The organism is Sphingomonas panacis, from assembly GCF_001717955.1.
Classification (GTDB): Bacteria; Pseudomonadota; Alphaproteobacteria; order Sphingomonadales; family Sphingomonadaceae; genus Sphingomonas; species Sphingomonas panacis.
The window spans coordinates 4,844,259-4,862,773 of record NZ_CP014168.1; the positions used below are offsets into that span (position 1 = coordinate 4,844,259).

General features: G+C 65.1%; 17 protein-coding genes. 11 read left to right on the top strand and 6 right to left on the bottom strand.

The annotated features are described in order from the left end of the window. Positions 1–25 precede the first annotated feature (25 nt). Positions 26–655 carry a cysteine hydrolase family protein gene (locus tag J0A91_RS22510; protein WP_069206768.1) on the top strand — a complete coding sequence of 210 codons (630 nt, stop codon included), beginning with the start codon at positions 26–28 and terminating at the stop codon, positions 653–655. Between the two features lie 165 nt (positions 656–820). On the opposite strand, the gene J0A91_RS22515 is transcribed toward J0A91_RS22510, so the two are convergent. After that, positions 821–1,729, bottom strand: a complete 909-nt coding sequence (locus tag J0A91_RS22515) for a LysR family transcriptional regulator (RefSeq protein WP_069206769.1) — start codon at positions 1,727–1,729, stop codon at positions 821–823. Positions 1,730–1,843: 114 nt separating this feature from the next. On the opposite strand from J0A91_RS22515, the gene J0A91_RS22520 reads away from it, so the two are divergent. Both J0A91_RS22520 and J0A91_RS22525 read left to right on the top strand, forming a co-directional pair. Beyond that, entirely contained in the window at positions 1,844–2,644 is an 801-nt protein-coding gene (locus J0A91_RS22520; protein WP_069206770.1) for a type 1 glutamine amidotransferase domain-containing protein, read from the top strand. Positions 2,645–2,715: 71 nt separating this feature from the next. Further along, entirely contained in the window at positions 2,716–3,012 is a 297-nt protein-coding gene (locus J0A91_RS22525) for a putative quinol monooxygenase (protein WP_069207587.1), read from the top strand. Between the two features lie 347 nt (positions 3,013–3,359). On the opposite strand, the gene J0A91_RS22530 is transcribed toward J0A91_RS22525, so the two are convergent. After that, the gene (locus J0A91_RS22530; protein ID WP_069206771.1) at positions 3,360–3,782 is read right to left on the bottom strand and encodes a low affinity iron permease family protein; all 423 of its coding nucleotides are present in this window, start codon (positions 3,780–3,782) and stop codon (positions 3,360–3,362) included. A gap of 722 nt (positions 3,783–4,504) precedes the next feature. Between J0A91_RS22530 and J0A91_RS22535 the strand changes: the two genes are divergently transcribed. Then, positions 4,505–6,607 carry a beta-galactosidase gene (locus J0A91_RS22535; protein ID WP_069206772.1) on the top strand — a complete coding sequence of 701 codons (2,103 nt, stop codon included), beginning with the start codon at positions 4,505–4,507 and terminating at the stop codon, positions 6,605–6,607. A gap of 228 nt (positions 6,608–6,835) precedes the next feature. Here J0A91_RS22535 and J0A91_RS22540 read toward each other — a convergent pair whose 3' ends face one another. Further along, positions 6,836–7,906, bottom strand: a complete 1,071-nt coding sequence (locus J0A91_RS22540) for an MBL fold metallo-hydrolase (RefSeq protein WP_069206773.1) — start codon at positions 7,904–7,906, stop codon at positions 6,836–6,838. A gap of 140 nt (positions 7,907–8,046) precedes the next feature. Next, on the bottom strand, positions 8,047–9,468 hold the full coding sequence (locus J0A91_RS22545; RefSeq protein ID WP_069206774.1) for a sigma-54-dependent transcriptional regulator: 1,422 nt from the start codon (positions 9,466–9,468) through the stop codon (positions 8,047–8,049). A gap of 139 nt (positions 9,469–9,607) precedes the next feature. Between J0A91_RS22545 and J0A91_RS22550 the strand changes: the two genes are divergently transcribed. From J0A91_RS22550 to J0A91_RS22570, 5 genes are all read left to right on the top strand, one after another. Further along, a complete protein-coding gene (locus tag J0A91_RS22550) occupies positions 9,608–9,745 on the top strand; it encodes an aa3-type cytochrome c oxidase subunit IV (protein ID WP_083224867.1) in 138 nt (45 codons plus the stop codon). Then, positions 9,742–10,863: an NAD(P) transhydrogenase subunit alpha gene (locus J0A91_RS22555; RefSeq protein ID WP_069206775.1), complete on the top strand. Its 1,122-nt coding sequence runs from the start codon at positions 9,742–9,744 to the stop codon at positions 10,861–10,863. Before J0A91_RS22550 ends, J0A91_RS22555 begins: the two co-directional genes overlap by 4 nt. Before the next feature lie 151 nt (positions 10,864–11,014). Further along, positions 11,015–11,326 carry an NAD(P) transhydrogenase subunit alpha part 2 gene (locus J0A91_RS22560; protein ID WP_069206776.1) on the top strand — a complete coding sequence of 104 codons (312 nt, stop codon included), beginning with the start codon at positions 11,015–11,017 and terminating at the stop codon, positions 11,324–11,326. A 111-nt stretch (positions 11,327–11,437) separates the two neighbouring features. Further along, positions 11,438–12,943 carry an NAD(P)(+) transhydrogenase (Re/Si-specific) subunit beta gene (locus J0A91_RS22565; protein ID WP_069206777.1) on the top strand — a complete coding sequence of 502 codons (1,506 nt, stop codon included), beginning with the start codon at positions 11,438–11,440 and terminating at the stop codon, positions 12,941–12,943. A 242-nt stretch (positions 12,944–13,185) separates the two neighbouring features. Then, entirely contained in the window at positions 13,186–14,133 is a 948-nt protein-coding gene (locus tag J0A91_RS22570; protein ID WP_069206778.1) for a helix-turn-helix domain-containing protein, read from the top strand. A 31-nt stretch (positions 14,134–14,164) separates the two neighbouring features. On the opposite strand, the gene J0A91_RS22575 is transcribed toward J0A91_RS22570, so the two are convergent. Both J0A91_RS22575 and J0A91_RS22580 read right to left on the bottom strand, forming a co-directional pair. Further along, on the bottom strand, positions 14,165–15,799 hold the full coding sequence (locus J0A91_RS22575) for a Na+/H+ antiporter (RefSeq protein WP_206364953.1): 1,635 nt from the start codon (positions 15,797–15,799) through the stop codon (positions 14,165–14,167). A gap of 81 nt (positions 15,800–15,880) precedes the next feature. Continuing rightward, positions 15,881–16,834 (bottom strand): DUF808 domain-containing protein, encoded by a 954-nt coding sequence (locus J0A91_RS22580; RefSeq protein WP_069207588.1) that lies wholly within the window; start codon positions 16,832–16,834, stop codon positions 15,881–15,883. 167 nt (positions 16,835–17,001) lie between these two features. Between J0A91_RS22580 and J0A91_RS22585 the strand changes: the two genes are divergently transcribed. After that, the gene (locus J0A91_RS22585; RefSeq protein ID WP_069206780.1) at positions 17,002–18,048 is read left to right on the top strand and encodes a potassium channel family protein; all 1,047 of its coding nucleotides are present in this window, start codon (positions 17,002–17,004) and stop codon (positions 18,046–18,048) included. Next, positions 18,045–18,446, top strand: coding sequence for a winged helix-turn-helix transcriptional regulator (locus tag J0A91_RS22590; RefSeq protein ID WP_240502129.1), 402 nt, complete (start codon positions 18,045–18,047; stop codon positions 18,444–18,446). Before J0A91_RS22585 ends, J0A91_RS22590 begins: the two co-directional genes overlap by 4 nt. The last annotated feature ends 69 nt before the right edge of the window (positions 18,447–18,515 follow it).

Genomic DNA, 18,515 nt, shown 5'->3' on the forward strand with positions numbered 1-18,515 from the left:
GCGCGTTGCGAGCAGGAAGCTTTAGATGCACGATGCGCAGCATCCCGATCCGACCACACCGGCGCGCGACCAGAAAGCCGACCGCCCGGCGCTGCTCATCATCGACATGATAAACCGGTTCGACTTTCCGCAAGCCGAGCAGATCAAGCCGGCCGCGCTCGCCGCCGCACGCACCATCGCGGCGCTCCGCGGCGCTGTCGAGCGCGCCGGATGTCCGGTCATCTTCGTCAACGACAATTTCGGCGAATGGCATTCCGAACGCTCACGGCTGATCGACAGCGCGATGCGCGACGGCAACGAGATCACCGGATCGCTCACGCCCAATGACGATGATTACTTCATCATCAAGCCGCAATTCTCCGGCTTCTATGCCACCAACCTGCCGGTGCTGCTGCCCAAGCTCGGCGTCAACCGGCTGATCCTGACCGGGATCGCCACCGACATCTGCGTTCTGTTCACGGCAGCGGACGCGCACATGCGCGACTATGATCTCTGGATTCCCGAGGATGCGGTCGCCGCCGAAACGCGGGAGCGAGGCCGGTGGGCGCTGGAGATCATGGCAAACAGCATGAGCGCCGAAACCCGCCCGACATCCGAGGTGTCACTCGCCGACTGGGTCGAGCGCTCGCGGGAGGATCAGCCGGCGCAATCATGACGGCGGGTTATGAGACCTCAATCCCGGATCTCGACGCGAAACCGGCAGAACCGGGGCGAGACAGCGCCCCGCCAGGTTGCACATCGCATCAGACATCACGCACGGCCTGACCTTCCCCCGGAGGTCGCCGTTCGTTCACGGTCGTGACCGGTCGCATGCGACCTGTCAGCTGCCAGCCACAAGCTGCGCAGCGACTTCACCGATCAATGTCCTGAGCCAGCGATGGGCTGGATCGTGGCGGTAGCGCACATGCCACGCCATCTCGACCGGAAACGTCCCCAGATCAACCGGCGCGGGCAGCACTTTCAGCCGGGGATCGTGCGCCAGCCGGCGGCAGATGAGATTGGGCAACGTCGCGCAGTACTTCGTGACGGCCACCATCTCGGCGACCGCGAAGAAGTTCGTCACGGAGATCGCGACGTCACGCTTGAGCTGCTGCTGCGACAGCGCCTGGAACAGCCCGGCGCGCATGCGGCCGGGTGGTACGACGTTGACGTGCTTGAGCCGTTCGAACTGCTCGCGCGTGAGGCTATCCCCGATATCGGGATGGCCCGCCGCCACGATGCAGGCGAGCCCCTCGTCCATCACATGCTGAACGACCAGATTGTCGGGCGGGTCGATGATTCGTCCGAGCACCAGCGCGGTGGTCCCCGACACCACGCCGGTTTCCGCCAGATCATTGCCAAAGGGTGTCAGGCGAAGCCTGATGCCGGGTGCCACCTCCTGAAGGCGTGCCACGATCGCGGGCACCAGCACGAACTCGACATAGCCGTTCGGCGCGATCGTCAGCACCCGCTCAGCGCTGGCGGGGTCGAAATCCTGCTGCCCAAGCACCGCATCGTCGAGCTTCGCCAGCGCCTCGGCGATGACGGGGGCAAGCTCCAATGCGATCGGCGTCGGTTGCAGGCCATAGCGTTCGCGGATGAAGAGCTGGTCCTGCAGCATCGTGCGCAGCCGCGCCAGCGCGTTGGAGAGCGCGGGCTGGGTCATGCCGACCCGCTCGGCGGCGCGCGTGACGCTACGCTCCTCCATCAAAGCGGCGAAGATCGGCAGCAGGTTGAGATCGTAGCGCATCAGATATGCTGCTTACGACATATCTATAATCCAGAAAATAAAGTTCTTGAATGCGCCTCGTGCCGCCATCTTGCTCCCGTCAACACAGGCACAGCATTCACGACGGAGGTTCAGATGACCAAGGCAAAGATACTCGTGCTCGGCTCCAACGCCACGCAGATCGACCTTCATGGCGGCGGCTCGGCCGCGATCGGCCAGTATCTCAACGAAACGGTGGTTCCGTCGATGGCGCTGATCGCCGCCGGGTACGAGGTCGTCCTCGCCACGCCGAACGGTACCAAACCGCACATTGATGAAGTCTCGGATGTCGCGCAGCATTTCGGCAACGACGAGGCTGCTCATGCCCGCGCCAGAAGCTTCTACGACAGTGATCCGTCGATGAACGAGGTGCGCACGCTGCGCTCGGTGATCGACGAAGGGCTGGACGGCTTTGCCGGCGTGTTCGTGCCCGGCGGTCATGCCCCGGTCGTCGACCTGATGCAGTATGCGGACGTCGGCACGATCCTGCGCCACTTCCACGAGGCCGCGAAGCCGACCGCCCTGCTTTGCCACGGCCCCGTCGCGCTCATCGCCGCGCTGCCGCGCGCTCGCGAATTCCGCGCGGCGCTGGTCGCCGGGGATACCGCCGCCGCAGCCGATCTGGCCAAGGGCTGGATCTATGCAGGCTATCGCACGACCGTGTTCTCGACCAGCGAGGAGAAATGGGCCGAGGACAACCTCTTCGACGCCAGGCTGCCCTTCTACATGCCCGACGCGCTGCGGCTGGCGGGCGCCGAGGTGACGACCGGCGTCGCCGACTGGGCGGCCAACGTGGTCGTCGATCGTGAGCTGATCACCGGCCAGAACATGGCCTCGGATCACCCGGTCGCGGCGGCGCTGATCGAGGCGCTCGACCGCTCGCTCGCGAACGCATGAGCACGCGCATGACCGGCGGGGCGCTTCGCGCGAGCCTCGCCACACCGCTTCACCCAACAAGGAACAACACCATGTCCGATCATGTCAAAATCGTCGCAATTCTGACCGCCCGGCCCGGCAAGGCAGCGGACCTGCGGACCTTGCTCGACGGCATGACCACGCCGAGCCGCGCCGAGCCGGGCAACCTGCGCTACGACCTGTGGCAGGACCAGACCGATCCCGCGCGCTTCGTGCTCGACGAGCTTTACGGTGATGGCGAGGCCGTCGCGGCGCATCGCGCGTCGCCGCATTTCCGGAACTACCTGTCTGTCATCAACGACCTCGCCGAGCGCACCGCCGTGACGCTCGATCCCGCATCCGTGGCCTGATCTCGCGCGAACCTCGGAGCCGAATTTGACACCGCGGGTTGGAACGAGGCCCGCGGTGCCACCCCTGGCTGGAGACCCGCCACGTCCCGCACAACGCTCAACCATCGGCGCCGCCTGTCGACCCCGTTCCCGAGCAGGTGCGTGGCGAAACCTCAGGCTGACGGAATCGCAATGGTCTGGTCAGCGCGGGCGCCGCTCATCCAGGCGAAGCGCTCGAGTGCCTGAGCTCAACGTACCGCAAACGCCGCTCAGCGCAGCGGTTCGTGCGTCGCAAATTTTCCGGCGTCCGTGAGCGGATGGAGCGACATTGGTCGCAACAAATCGCCCTTCGAAGCAAGGTTCAGCGCTCAGTATCGCGCGAGAAGCTGCTCGACGGTATCGCCCGTCGTGCCCGCCTTACCCTGATATTGATCCGGCTGTTCGCTGCATTCCTTCTCCAAAGCGGCTCGAATTTCCTCGATCTGCTTGGCGGTCAGATGCTCGATTCCGATGAACTGGCCCCGTGCCTGGTCTACGGCGCGGATCAATTCGTCGAGCTTCGCCTGCATTGCCCCCGCGTCGCGATTTTGGCTGTTCTGGATCAGGAACACCATGAGAAAGGTAACGATCGTCGTCGCCGTGTTCACGACAAGCTGCCAGGTGTCGGAATAGTGGAATAGCGGCCCGGTCACGCCCCAGATGACGATGAAGGCACCCGCCAGAACGAACGCCAGCGGCTTTCCAGCAAATGCGGCGATGCGCCCTGCGAGTTTCGTAAAGATCCGCTCCACGCCATTCTCCTTATGCCACTGAGGCCTCGAACCGCCACGCCCTTGCAGGTGCCAGGCACCTCACCCACTCGCGAGACCCGATGCAGCGCGGATGTCATACCGCCTCGCACCCGCGCTCCGCACTCATGCCGGCGTGGCCATGAGCCGCCCGGCCGCCCCCTGCTCTGCAGCCAGATCGCGATTATAGGCAAGCGGCATACGCGGCGGCGTCCAGCACTGTGAATCCAAGAACAGCCACCACTCGAAGCATCGAAAGCATATATGAAAGCTTTCTTGCATATACGACATCGTCGTGTAGAAAACCTTTGTTCACGATACGCGTCGGCAACCGGGGTAAGGCACGCAGCCCTACCCTCGGAAACGAACACGCGGCGCAACATGGGAGACGATGTATGAAAGCTCGCCCACTTCGTTGTGCTGCGCGAATTCCTGCGCCGCTGTCGCGTTCTACGAAAAAGGTCCGCCTCAGCTTTGCGCTTCGCAGACACAGGGAAATACGCATCGCGTCTCACCGCGGAGCCGGACGGGTATTTCCGATTTTCCAGAACAACTACGATCACTCTGATGCTGGCGTACAGATCTCTTACGAAGAGCGTCATCTTGACCGGGGACGCCGCCAATCTGACAGACTCGTGCTGTGCGCGATCAGGCCGGGCGGCGAGACGCTTCTCGCACGACGCGCCTGTTAGTTTGGAAGCGATACGGCGGGGGAAGAATTGGTAATGGAAGGCAGGATCATGCAGCGGTTCGTGAAAGCACTCGCATCGGCCATTGTGGCGCTGCCGGCGGCGGCGCAGGCGCAGGTGCCGGATACCATCCTTTACGGCGTCGCTTATTATGACGAGTACACGCCGGTCGACCGCGTCGATGAGGACGCGCGGATGATGAAGGCGGCAGGGATCAGTGTCGTCCGCATCGCGGAGTCGACCTGGGGCACGCTGGAACCGCAGCCCGGCGTCTTCGATTTCAGCCATGTCGACCGCATGCTCGCCGCGATGCATAAGCAGGGCATCAAGGTGATCGTCGGCACGCCCACCTATGCCGTGCCGACATGGCTCGCGCGCCAGCATCCCAATGTGCTCATCGTCGGCCGCGACGGCGTCCGCGCGCAATATGGCAGCCGGCAGAATATGGACATCACCGATCCCGACTACCGCGCTGCGGCCGAGCGGGTGATCGTCGCGCTGGTGGACCATGTGAAGGATCATCCTGCGGTGATCGGCTACCAGCTCGACAACGAGACCTCGTCCTTCAACACCAGCGGCCCGGCGGTGCAGGCGGCGTTTGTCCAGTCGATAAAAGCGAAATGGCCGAGCCTCGACGCCCTGAACCAGGCGTGGGGCCTGAATTACTGGTCGAACCGGATCAACCGATGGGAGGATTTCCCGTCGACCAACGGCTCGATCAACGCCAGCATGTCCAACGCCTTCGCCGCCTACCAGCGCAGCCTCGTCACCGACTTTCTGGCGTGGCAGGCCAAGCTGGTGCGCGCCCATGCCCGGCCCGGCCAGTTCATGACGCAGAACTTTTCCCTGGGCTGGCGTGAGGGCTCCTATGGCATCCAGCCGGAAGCCGACCATTGGAAAGCGGCACGGTCGCTCGATATCGCCGGCATCGACATCTATCATCCAACGCAGGACAAGCTGACCGGCGCGGAGATCGCCTTTGGGGGCGACGAGGCCCGCTCGATCCGCAACGGACAGAATTATCTGGTGCTGGAAACCGAGGCGCAGGGCTTTCCGCAATGGACGCCCTATCCGGGCCAGCTTCGTCTGCAGGCGTTCAGCCATCTCGCCTCGGGCGCGCAGATGGTCGCATACTGGCACTGGGCGACCACCGCCAACGCGGCCGAAACCTATTGGCGCGGGCTGCTGTCGCAGGACTACAAACCCAATGCGGAATATGCGGCGGCAAAAGAGATCGGCGCCGAGATCGCGCGCCTCGGCCCGAAGCTGGCTGGCATGACGAAGCACAACCAGGTCGCCGTCTATGTCAGCAACACCGCCCAGACCGCGTTCAATTCGTTCAAGCCGGAGGGCATTGAATATAATCAGGTGATGCGCCCCTTTTACGATGCGCTCTACCGGATGAATGTCGAGGCCGACATCCTGTCGCCCGACAGCACGCGGAAGCTCGATGACTACAAGCTCATCGTCGTGCCGGCGCTTTACGCGGCGAGCGACGCCGAGATCGCGCGGCTGAATGACTATGCCAAGCGCGGCGGCCACCTGCTCTACACGTTCAAAAGCGGCTTTTCGGACGAGAACACCAAGGTCCGCTATGCTGCGCAGCCGGGTGCGATCGCCGAGGCGGCGGGCGTCACCTATCAGGAGTACACGATTCCCGTCGGGGTCACGCTGGCGGGCAATCCGTTCGGGGTTTCGGATGCCGACAACGCGCCGCGCTGGTGGATGGAGATGTTGAAGCCCACCACCGCCGAAGTCGTGGCGCGCTATCAGCATCCGTCATGGCCGGCTGGCGCCGCGATGACCCGCAACCACTGGGGCAAAGGCGAGGTCAGCTATGTCGGCTTCATGCCGAGCGACGCGCTGGCCGAGAAGATCGTCGCTGCGGAGGTCGCGCGTGCGGGTGTCGAGCCATCGGTCGCCGGCGTGCAATTCCCGCTGATCGTGCGCGGCGGCACGCTGAAGAACGGCCACAAGGTCCGGTACGTGCTCAATTATTCGGCTGTGCCACAGCATCTGGCCGCCCCCGCTTCCGGCACGGAATTGTTGCATGAGCGCAAGGTGCAGCGCGGCGGATCGATCGACCTTGCCGCGTGGGACGTCGCCATCATCGAGGAAGATGGCCGATCCGGCTCATAACGCACCACCCTGGCTTAGCGCACACCCGGGCTTGACGTGGAAGACGCGCTTGCTCTCCTCCAGCGAGGGGCCGACCTCACGCCGTTTAGGGGCGTTCCGGTCCTTCGATCCAACGCTTCCAAATGGCGGCTCCGGTCACGCGGGGAACGCTAATGCGTTTTCGTGCAGACGAACATTGGTGGCTCGCAGCCTGGCAATTTTGAGGCAGCCCGGTAGCGTAAGCAGACGTCAGGCAGAGCCGAAGAAATAGCTGCTGCCGACAACCGACCGTATCACCTTCTGCGGCATGGCCGCCGTAGCGGCGGAGATAAAGGCCTCGCCCGAGCAGTGGCCCGGAATGATGTAATCCGGGTTGATCGCCTGCATCAGCGCCAGCGTTTCCATCGCCTGATCCCGCGTCTGCGGCGGAACAAGATGGAAGCCGCCGACGATTGCGTGAACCTTGTCGATACCCGACACAGCTTGCGCACGCCGCACGGTATTGATGATACCGCGATGGCTGCAGGAACCGACCACGACCAGCCCGCGTCCTGCAACATGGAATGCCGTGCCGAGTTCGTGCTCGGCATCGTCGACGACGAACCTTTTGTCTCGCTTCGCAGGGTCGAGCAGCCTCCGATCGCAATTCTGGCCGGGGAGCATTCCGGTCGGCACGCGTGGATGTTCCGTAGAGACGAACGGGATTCGGCCTGTAGTGAAACCCTGCCCGGCGACGATCCGAGGATCGCCCGAGACGATGAGATCGATCCCGGCCTTGCGGATCGCCGGACGGTCGACCGCGCCGAAAGAGGAGCCGTCCGGATCGGTGCCACGGATGCGTTCGCAAAACGCTTCCTCGCCGCCGACAAACAAAGGCGTTCCACGCCTTACCTTTCCGCTCGCGAGGAAGCCGTCGAGCCCGCCGAAATGATCGTAATGGCCGTGGCTCAGAACCATCGCGTCGACCATATCCGGGGCGACGCCGAGCAGGGCCATGTTGTTGAGCAGGGCAGCCGGGGTGTAACCGAAATCGATCAGAGTCGTCCGCGCCGTGCCGACAGCGGACGACTTCGCCAGCAAGGAATATCCCCACTGGCCGGCAAAGGCCGTGTGGTAATCGGCAGTGATTGGCGGCGGCACGACACGAATATCGGGCCGCGTGATCGATGCCCCGAAGACGCTCGTCGTACTGTCGATCAGCACCGTCAACTGGAGCCGGTCGATGGACGGGACCGTGAGCGTATCGGCTGCCAATAGCCGGGATGTGGGAATCAGCGATACGCCCGCGACGGCCAGAAGTGATCGGCGACTTAGCTCCACGATTTCCTCCCGAAAGCTAATGGCGTCACTGCTGACAGATTACAGGTGGCGGCGAAAGTGCGGTCAGTATCCCGTCAGCGCGCCGAGCACCATTGCGCAAGTTCACGCCAGCGGCGACCAAAGCCCTCGCGCGCCTGCGCTCAGGCCGCGCTATCGATCCCGAGTTCGCCCAGCTTGCGGTACAAGGTCGACCGCCCGATCCCCAGCCGCCTCGCCACTTCCGTCATCCGCCCGCGGTAATGGCCGATCGCGAGCCGGATCACGTCCGCTTCGATCTCCTCGAGCGCGCGCAAATTGCCGTCGGGGTGGAACAGCGTCACCCCGCCCGAGGTCGCCATCGGCGCTGGCCCCGTCACACTGTGGCGTTGCGCGCCGAGCGCGGCGATCTGGGGGAAATCGGCGGAGGTGAGCGCGGCGCCGTCGCACAGCACGGCGGCGCGGAACAGGGCGTTCTGGAGCTGGCGGACATTGCCCGGCCAATCATAATTACCAAGCAGGTCGAGCGCCTCGTCGGTGATCCCGAGCGGCCGCAATCCCGGCTGCTGCGCGATCCGCGCGAGCAGGTGCCGGGCGAGCGCGGGAATGTCCCCGGACCGCTCGCGCAAGGGCGGGATCGTCACCTGCACCACGTTCAGCCGGTAATAGAGATCTTCGCGGAAGCGCCCGCCCTCGACCTCGTCGATCAAAGTCTTGTTGGTCGCCGCGATCACCCGCACATCCACCTCGCGGGCATGGCGCGCGCCGATCGGCTGGATATCGCCCGATTGCAGCACGCGCAGCAATTTGACCTGCGCTTCCAGCGGCATCTCGCCGATCTCGTCGAGGAACAGGGTGCCGCCATCGGCCTCCTGAAAGCGGCCGATCTTACGCTCGAACGCGCCGGTGAAGGCGCCGCGCTCGTGCCCGAACAGCTCGCTTTCGACGAGGTTGGCGGGGATCGCGCCGCAATTGACGGTGATCATCGGCTTCTTGCCGCGCGGCGATGCGGCATGGATCGCCTCCGCCACCACTTCCTTGCCGACCCCGCTCTCGCCCTCCAGCAGCACCGGCACGCGCGCGCGCGCCGCCTTGGCGGCGATGGCGAGCGCTGCGCGGAAATCGGGCGCGGAGCCGACGATCTCGTCGAACGCGAGCAGCGCCGGGATCTTTTCGGTCAACGGACGCAGCTCGCCCGCCGCCTTGCCCGCCACCGCCGCGTCGAGCGCGCCGAGCAGCCGTTCGGGCGCGAGCGGCTTGACGAGAAAATCGGTCGCGCCGGCGCGCATCGCCGCCACCGCCTGCGCCACCGAGCTGTTGGCGGTGAGCAGAAGCAGCGGCAGCGCCGGGCGGCGCTTGCGCAATTCGGCGATCAGGATGGTGGGATCGGCATCGGGCGCCCAATGATCGAGCAGGATCGCGTCGAGCTGCATCCCGTCCTGCGTTCCGAGCGTCGCGATCGCCATCTCGCCATCGTTGGCGAAGATCGCACGCCACCCGCGCCGCGCGGCAATCGCCGCGACGAGACGGCGTTGTGCCGGCTCGTCGTCGATCAGCATCAGCAGCCGTTGCCCGTTACGCGTCATCCGCCATCCTACAAAAGCCGTTCGAACGGCCCTTTTAAGGACGATGGGTAAAAGCGACCTTAAACATGCCGCTGCGGGCTTGAGGGACCGGCGCACAGCGGCTAAGCCTTGATCAAGATAAGCATTGGGAGATGCAGGCATGGCCGAAGACGGCGACATCAAGGTCCATGAAGCGACCTATCACAAGGTGATCGGCCTGCTGAAATATGGTGCAGTGGCGTGCTTCCTGCTCGCCTTCATCATCATCTATTTCGCGCTCGCGCCTGCCAGCAAGTGAAAATCGCCGTCCTCAAGGAAAGCGCTCCGGGTGAGCGCCGTGTCTCCGCGACTCCGGAAACCGTCAAGAAATTCATCGGCTTGGGTGCCGAAGTCGCGATCGAGGCCGGCGCCGGCCTGACCGCCGCGATCGCCGATGCGGAGTATGCCGCCGCCGGCGCGACCGTCGGCGACCGGACGGGCACGCTCGCGGGTGCGGGCATCGTGCTCGGCGTGCAAGGGCCTGATCCCGAATCGCTCGGCGGAGTCGCGCCCGGTGCGTGGGTGGTCGCCAGCCTCAATCCGTTCGGAGAGCGTGCCCGAGTCGATGGCTATGCCGCGGCGGGACTCGAAGCGCTGGCGATGGAGTTCATGCCGCGCATCACGCGTGCGCAGTCGATGGACATCCTCTCCTCACAATCGAACTTGTCGGGCTACAAGGCGGTGCTCGATGCGGCGAACGAATATGGCCGCGCGTTCCCGATGATGATGACCGCGGCGGGCACTGTCTCCGCCGCGCGCGTGTTCGTGATGGGCGTCGGCGTGGCGGGCTTGCAGGCGATCGCGACCGCGCGGCGGCTCGGTGCGCAGGTCTCGGCGACCGACGTGCGCTCGGCCACCAAGGAGCAGATCCAGTCGCTCGGCGCCAAGCCGATCTTCGTCGAGAATGTCGCCGGCATCGAAGGCGAAGGGTCTGGCGGCTATGCCGGCGAGATGAGCGACGCCTACAAGGCGGCGCAGGCCGAACTGGTGTCCACGCACATCGCCAAGCAGGACATCGTCATCACGACGGCGCTGATTCCCGGCCGCCCCGCCCCGCGCCTGATCTCCGCCGCGCAGGTGGCGAGCATGAAGCCCGGCAGCGTGATCGTCGATCTCGCGGTCGAACAGGGTGGCAACGTCGAAGGCGCGGTCGCGGGCGAGATTGTCGAGGTCGGTGGCGTCAAGATCGTCGGCCATAAGAACGTGCCAAGCCGCCTGGCGGCGGACACGAGCGCATTGTTCAGCCGCAACCTGTTCAACTTCCTGAACGCGTTCTGGGACAAGGAGACAGGCGCGCCGGTGCTCGACGAAGAAATCGGCGACGCGGTGCGGCTGACCCGGGGTGGTCAGGTCGTGAACCCAAGGCTCCTCTCATGATCCTCCCCGGAGCGGGAGGATCAGGCGTGGCCTGTCCTACGCGCGGCTTATCCACTATCCTCGCCCGGTCGAAATTTCACATGAGCCCGGCGCCGTTTTTTTCGTTCGATATGCACGAGCTTCCTGAAATTTGAGAGGGTGTGAGCCGGACATGGACTTCATCTCGATCCTGTCGATCTTCGTCATGGCGTGCTTCGTCGGCTATTATGTCGTCTGGTCGGTCACGCCCGCGCTGCATACGCCGCTGATGGCAGTCACCAACGCGATCTCCTCGGTCATCATCGTCGGCGCGCTGATCGCGGCGGCGGCGGCCGGGATCGGCGCAGGTGGCACGGTGTCGAAGCTGCTCGGGCTGGTCGCGGTGGTGCTGGCGAGCGTCAACATCTTCGGCGGCTTCGCGGTCACCGCGCGGATGCTGGCGATGTACAAGAAGAAAGACCGGCCGGTGGCGGCCAAACACTAAAACAACCCGTCACCCCAGCGAAAGCTGGGGTCTCGCGCGGTTCTTGTCCCGCGCGAGCAACGGGGAGATGCCAGCGTGCGCTGGCATGACGATATTGGGGTAGGACGAACGATGGAACACGTAGCGGTCAATCCCTGGGCGGCGCTCGCCTATCTCGTCGCAGGGGTGTGCTTCATCCTCGCGCTGCGTGGGCTGTCCTCGCCGGCGACGTCGCAGCGCGGCAACCGCATGGGCATCATCGGCATGACCATCGCCGTGGTGACGACGCTGCTGACGCATGTGCCGAGATTGACGGTATTCGTTCATGCCAATCTGATGGACGGTACGATCGGCTCGGCTCCGTTCCTTCCTGATTATGTCACGATCGCCGAAATCCTGGCGGCCATCGGCATCGGCGCCGCCATCGGCCTTCTCACCGCGCGGAAAATCGCGATGACCGACATGCCGCAACTCGTCGCCGCCTTCCACTCGCTCGTGGGCCTCGCGGCGGTGCTGGTCGCGGCAGCGGCGTTCCTCAATCCGCAGGCGTTCGGGATTGCCGACATGGTGATCCCGATGATCGGCAAGCCGTTCTTCGCGATCTATCCGCAGAGCCGGATCGAAATGGGGCTCGGCATCGCGATCGGCGCGATCACCTTTTCAGGGAGCGTGATCGCCTTCCTGAAGCTCAACGGCAACATGGGCGGCGCGCCGATCCTGCTGCCGGGCCGCCACGTCATCAACCTCACCGTGCTGGCCGCGATCCTCGGCCTCGTCGCCTATTTCACGCAGGACCAGAGCCCCTGGATCTTCTGGACGATCACCGCCCTCTCCTTCGCGATCGGCTTCCTGCTGATCGTGCCGATCGGCGGCGCGGACATGCCGGTCGTGGTGTCGATGCTCAACAGCTATTCGGGCTGGGCGGCGGCGGCGATGGGCTTCACGCTGCACAATACCGCGATGATCATCACCGGCGCGCTGGTCGGCTCGTCGGGCGCGATCCTGAGCTACATCATGTGCAAGGCGATGAACCGCAGCTTCATCAGCGTCATCGCCGGCGGCTTCGGCGCGACGGCGGCAGCGGCGGACGGCGGCGCCAAGGTCGATCGCCCATGGAAGCGTGGCAGCGCCGAGGACGCCGCTTTCCTGATGAGCCAGGCCGAACAGGTCATCATCGTCCCCGGCTACGGCATGGCGGTGGCGCAGGCGCAGCACGCGCTGCGCGAGATGGCGGACAAACTGAAGGCGCATGGCGTGCGCGTGAAATACGCGATCCACCCGGTCGCGGGGCGCATGCCCGGCCACATGAACGTGCTGCTCGCCGAGGCGAACGTGCCCTATGACGAAGTGTTCGAGCTGGAGGACATCAACGGCGAGTTCGCGCAGACCGACGTCGCCTTCGTGATCGGCGCCAACGACGTCACCAATCCCGCCGCCAAGACCGACAAGACTTCACCGATCTACGGCATGCCGGTGCTCGACGTCGAAAAGGCCAAGACCGTGCTGTTCGTCAAACGCTCGATGGGCGGGGTCGGCTATGCCGGGGTCGATAACGATGTGTTCTATATGGACAACACGATGATGCTGCTCGCCGATGCCAAGAAGATGGTCGAGGAAATCGTCAAAGCGCTCGACTGAGCGGAGCCGCATCGCCAGGCATGAGCATCCGCCATGACGCATTCATACGATAGACGTTCAATTCCGATCCGCGACCTTCCGAACATTGCCTCCATTTTGGGGATACTTGCGCCGACTTTCCGCCGAATACGCATGAGTCAATAGCGCAAAATCAGGAGTTTCGTTCATTGTGGATATGATCCACCTGCTCCGTTTTGGCTAAAAGCGTATTTCTTCTTCTCAACACAAGTCAGGGGGCTGGCATGGACGGACGCGACGCTTGGGAAACCACACGGCCTCCGACAGCGACGATTGCCGCACTGGTGATCGCCGATCATGAGGCGCCCGACGCGGCCGCCGCGATCGGCGCGACGACCGCGCGCCTGCTCGGCCGGGTGGATTGGGCGGAAGCGCCTGCGCAGCTTGAGGCGCGAGGGCCGATCCATCTGATCGTCGCCGATTGCGAAGGCACCGACGATGCCGCACTGGTGAATGCCTTGCCACGCATCAACCAGTTCGCCCGCGACAATGATGCGCGCCTGGTCGCGACGCTCGCCTCCACCCAGGTCGATCTGGTCGCGGCCAATCTGTTCGGCCCGAACGTCGAACTGCTGTGCGCGCCCTCCCTCGCCGAGCGCGTCGCCGCTTATGCGCCATCGCTGTCGCCGCCGCGCCGCGACCGGCTGTTCGATACCGCGTGCGAGGTCGAGACCGTTCGCTTGCGCCGGCTCAACGAAGAGATCGCGCGGATCGCGGAAACGCTGGCGCGGCTCAGCGGACTCGAGACCACAAACCCCGCGCGCAGCCGCGTGGCGGACCGGGGCGGCACCTACACGCCGCAGCCCCCCGCCAACGACCCGCCCGCGATCTCTCCCCGTGACGTCCGCGGCGCGATCCGCGCGCGGCGTTTGCGCGACCAGTATTTCGACATGGGGCTGTTCGAAGACCCGGCGTGGGACATCCTGCTCGACCTGTTCGCCGCCGAACTCGAACGCGTCCAGGTCTCCGTGTCGAGCCTATGCATCGCCGCCGCCGTCGCGCCCACCACCGCGCTGCGCTGGATCGCCAAGATGACCGAGGCGGGGCTGCTGACGCGCGTGCCCGACCCGTTCGACCGCCGGCGCGCCTTCATGGAACTCGCGCCACCCGCGAGCGAGGCGATGCGCGGCTATCTCGGTGGGCTGAAGCGCGCCGGGCTGGCGATATTGTAGGGCATGGCTCCAGCCGGCGGTGCAAATCCCACTATTTGTAGCGCACCTCGAGCAGATCCAGTTCGCGCATCAGCTTGTTCGCAAGTTCGCTGCCGATGCCACGGTCGCGCGCGATACGGGCGATCTGGTCGCGTTCGGCCTGAACCGCCGCGAGCCGAAGATCACGCTCGATCCGTTCGCTCGCGCGCGCCTCGTTCCTGAGGTCACCGTCGGCGGCGCGACTCTCGATCCGTTCGCGATAGCCATCCATGATCCGCGCACCGACGGCGGCATAGACGTCCGCGTCGTCGCGTCCCTCCGCCAGCGCATGCTGGACGCGCTCGACCGCCCTGATCGCCGCCTCGGCCGCAGCCACGCGAGCCATGTCCTCTTCGGCCTGTTGCGACGGCTCGGGCGGCATCGTCAGCCCGCGCAACAGCAGCGGCAAGCCCAGGCTCGCCATCACCAGCGAGGTCAGGATCACCCCGGTCGCGAGGAAGACCGCAAGCTCGCGCCCCGGGAACGGCGTTCCGTCGCCCATCGTCAGCGGCAACGTCAGCACGCCCGCGAGCGTGATGGCACCGCGCACGCCCGCGAAGGACATCGCCGCAACCAGACGCCAGGGCGGCCTCGTCCCCGTTTTGCCGCTTGGCGCGCGCCGAAGCAACGTGATGCGGAGCGACACCCATACCCAGGTGAAACGCAGCGCGGCGAGACCCGCCATGATCGCGACGACGTACAGGGCGAGCCACCACGGGCTGGTATGGCCGGTCATTTCGACCGTCTGGTCGAGGCCGGACAGAATCTCGGGCAGTTGCTCACCGAGCAGAACGAAGATGATGCCGTTCGCGGCGAACTGGATCGTGTCCCACACCGAGTTGCGCCGCATCCGCGTGACGGCAAGCGCCTGACGCGAAATCTCGGCGAAGCTCATCGTCACACCCGCTGCCACCGCCGCCAGGATGCCCGAAGCGTGGACGTGTTCGGCGATGAGATAGGCGCCGAACGGGATCAGCACGCTGATCAGGATCTGCGAACCGGTCTCCTCGCCGAAGCGTCGCGATACCCACGCCTTGGCACGGGTCACCACCAGCGTCAGCGCGACCCCGACCAAGATCCCCGCCCCCGCCATCCAGACGAAGCTCAGCGCCGCGCCGGTCGCCGAGAAGGTGCCGGTCAAGGCCGCGGCGATCGCGAAGCGCAGGCACACCAGCCCGGATGCGTCGTTGAGCAGCGATTCTCCCTCAAGGATGTGCATCATCCGCTTCGGGATCGGCACCCGCGCGGCAATCGCCGACACCGCGATCGGATCGGTTGGTGAAATGACGGCGGCGAGCGCGAACGCCACCGCCAGCGGCATCGCCGGGATCATCCAGTGGATCAGGAAGCCCATGCCCACGACAGTCAGCAGGACAAGTCCAAGCGCCAGTTCGACGACGGTCGACAGATCCTTGAACAGCGCATCCTTGGGGATGCGCCAACCATCCAGAAACAGGAGCGGCGGCAGGAACAGCAGCATGAACAGTTCGGGGTCGAGCGTAACGCGCCAATGCCCGGCGAGGCCCACGACGAACCCCAGCGCGATCTGCACCAGCGGCGTTGGCAACGCGACCGGCAGCATCCGCGATATGGCACCGCTGACGACGACCGCCAGCAGCAAGATCAACACGATAGATATGGATTCCAAGCCTGCACTCCCAGCATGGCCGCCTGCCATTATGCGGCGTCTAGCATGTCTTTCGGTTCGAAACCGACGATGATGCCTGACTCACGGCGAAACGGGACCGCCGCCGCCGCGCAGCTTGGCGATGAGGTGGATGCCGGCGACGATCACCCCGCCGACCGCCAGCCCGACGATGCCGGAGAACACCGCGTTCGCGATCCACGACGTAACGTCGCCGATCGCGGGAACACGGGCACCGGCGGCGCTGAAAGCGTGCGCGATATGAGCGGGGCCGGTGATCCCGAACCCCTCCAGACCGTGAACGATGATGCCGCCGCCGACCCACACCATCGCTGCGGTCCCGACGATCGCCAGCACGCGCATCACGATCGGCATACCTGTCACCAGCGTGCGGCCGATGGCCTGTGTCGCTGCGGCGTCGCGCTTGGCCAGGTGCAATCCGACGTCGTCCATCTTCACGATCAGCCCGACCGCCCCGTACACGCCAGCGGTGATCGCGAGGCTGACCAGCGCGAGCACGATCGCCTGAGTCACGATCGACGAGGTCGCCACATCGGCCAGAGCGATCGCCATGATCTCCGCCGACAGGATCAGGTCGGTGCGGATCGCGCCCGACACCGTGGTCTTCTCAACCGTCGCGGCATCGGTCGGCGCCGCCGCGACATCTTCCTCGCCGTGGTGACCGAAGATCGCCTCGAACACCTTCTCCGCACCTTCGAAACACAGGTAGCAGCCGCCCAGCATCAGCAGCGGCGTGATGAGCCACGGCGCGAATGCGCTCATCAGCAGCGCGGCGGGCAGCAGGATGAGCAGCTTATTGCGGATCGAGCCCAGCGCGATCCGGCCGATGATCGGCAGTTCGCGGTCGGGCGTGAAGCCGGTGACATAGCGCGGCGTGACCGCGGCATCGTCGAGGATCACGCCCATCGCCTTGCTGCCCGCCTTGCCGGTCGCCGCCGCGACATCGTCCAGCGAAGCCGCGGCAAGCTTGGTGATCGCGGCGACGTCGTCGAGCAGCGCTACCAGTCCTGACGGCATCATGTTCCCCTTGTGTCGTTGTTGCCGCCACAGGCGAACGGCGGCGGTCGGTCGAATATCGGGGAACGTCCCGGGCGTGCGGCGGTATCCATCAACACGTCCGCTGCGGCCAAGGCAACCCGACACGTCCGGTTCTTATCGGCGATGAATTGCGGTACATCCCGACGATGCGCCGCGGCTCCACCTCCCATCATCGTCCGCTCAGCCTGCACCGCAAGAGCCGGACCCCGGCCTGGCTGTCGCTGCTATGGCGGATGCTGCTCGCCTTCGGGCTGATCGGCATCGCGCTGGCGGTGCACTGGTTCTGGCGCGACGGGCTGCGCGACAATGTCGATGGCGCGATCAGTTTTCTCGATGTGATCTATTTCACGATGATCACCGTGACGACGGTCGGCTATGGCGACATCATCCCCGTCACCAATCAGGCGCGGATGTTCGATACGTTCGTGGTCACCCCGATCCGGTTGTTCGTATGGCTGATTTTTCTCGGCACGGCGTATGATTTCCTTTTGAAGCGCGTCTGGGAGAAATGGCGGATGAGCACGATCCAGCGGCATTTGCACAATCACATCGTCGTCGCCGGATATGGCACCAGCGGCGCGGAAGCGGTGTGCGAGCTGCTCCGGCGCGGGGCGGACGGCAGTGATGTGGTGGTGATCGACGAGCGTCCAGCCGCGTTGCAAGCTGCCGCAGACTGCGGCGCGACGGTGATCGAGGGTGACGCGACGCGCAACGCGACACTCGAAGCGGTACAAATCGGACGTGCGCGTGCCGTGATCGTCGCGGCGGGACGCGACGACACCTCGATCCTGATCGTGCTGACCGCGCGCCGGCTGGCGCCCGGCGTGCCGATCAGCGTGGTGGTCCGCTCCGAGGACAATGAGGCGCTCGCGCGGCAAGCGGGGGCGACCACCGTGATCAACCCGGCGAGTTTCGCCGGGCTGCTGCTCGCGGGATCGACGCATGGGCCGCACATCGCCGATTATATGGCCGATCTCGCCGCGACCGACGGGCGCGTGGCGCTGCACGAACGGATGGTGACCGCCGCCGAAGTGGGGCACCCGCTCGCATCGATCGGCACCGGACTGGGAATGCGTATATACCGCGGCGACCGCATGTTCGGCTTCTGGGAGATCGAGGCGGGCCGGCTTGAGGCCGGAGACCTGATCGTCGAGGTGGTGCCGCGTGGTGAGATGGCGATGCCGGCGCGGTGATCGAGGCGGACGGTATCGCCGGGGGAACCGGGGTAGCGGCCTTTCGGCGCTCGTCCCTTGGGGCGGCGATAGCGGCCAGCCAGTCCATTACCCGAAAGAGCCGGAAGCGCGTTCAAGCCACCCTGACCGGGAGTTACTTTTTGGATTTCACCTGCTGGCGGGACGTTGCGCTCCGGATCGTTGCCGGGAAGTGGAAGCCACTGCTCGTCTATTTCCTGCTTTCCGGCCCCAAGCGGTACAGTGAGTTGCGGCGTACCGCGCGCGGCGTCAGCGACAAAATGCTCATTCAGCATCTGAAAGAGCTCGATAAGGATGGGGAGGTCTTGCGCACGGATCCCAAGGCGATTCCGTCTCGCATCGACGACGCGCTGACGCCGCTAGGTCGCAGCCTGACGTAGGTTCTCGTGCCGCTGTGCGATTGGGGGACAGAAATACGGGCGAAGTCACCCGCGTGTTACGCGGGACAG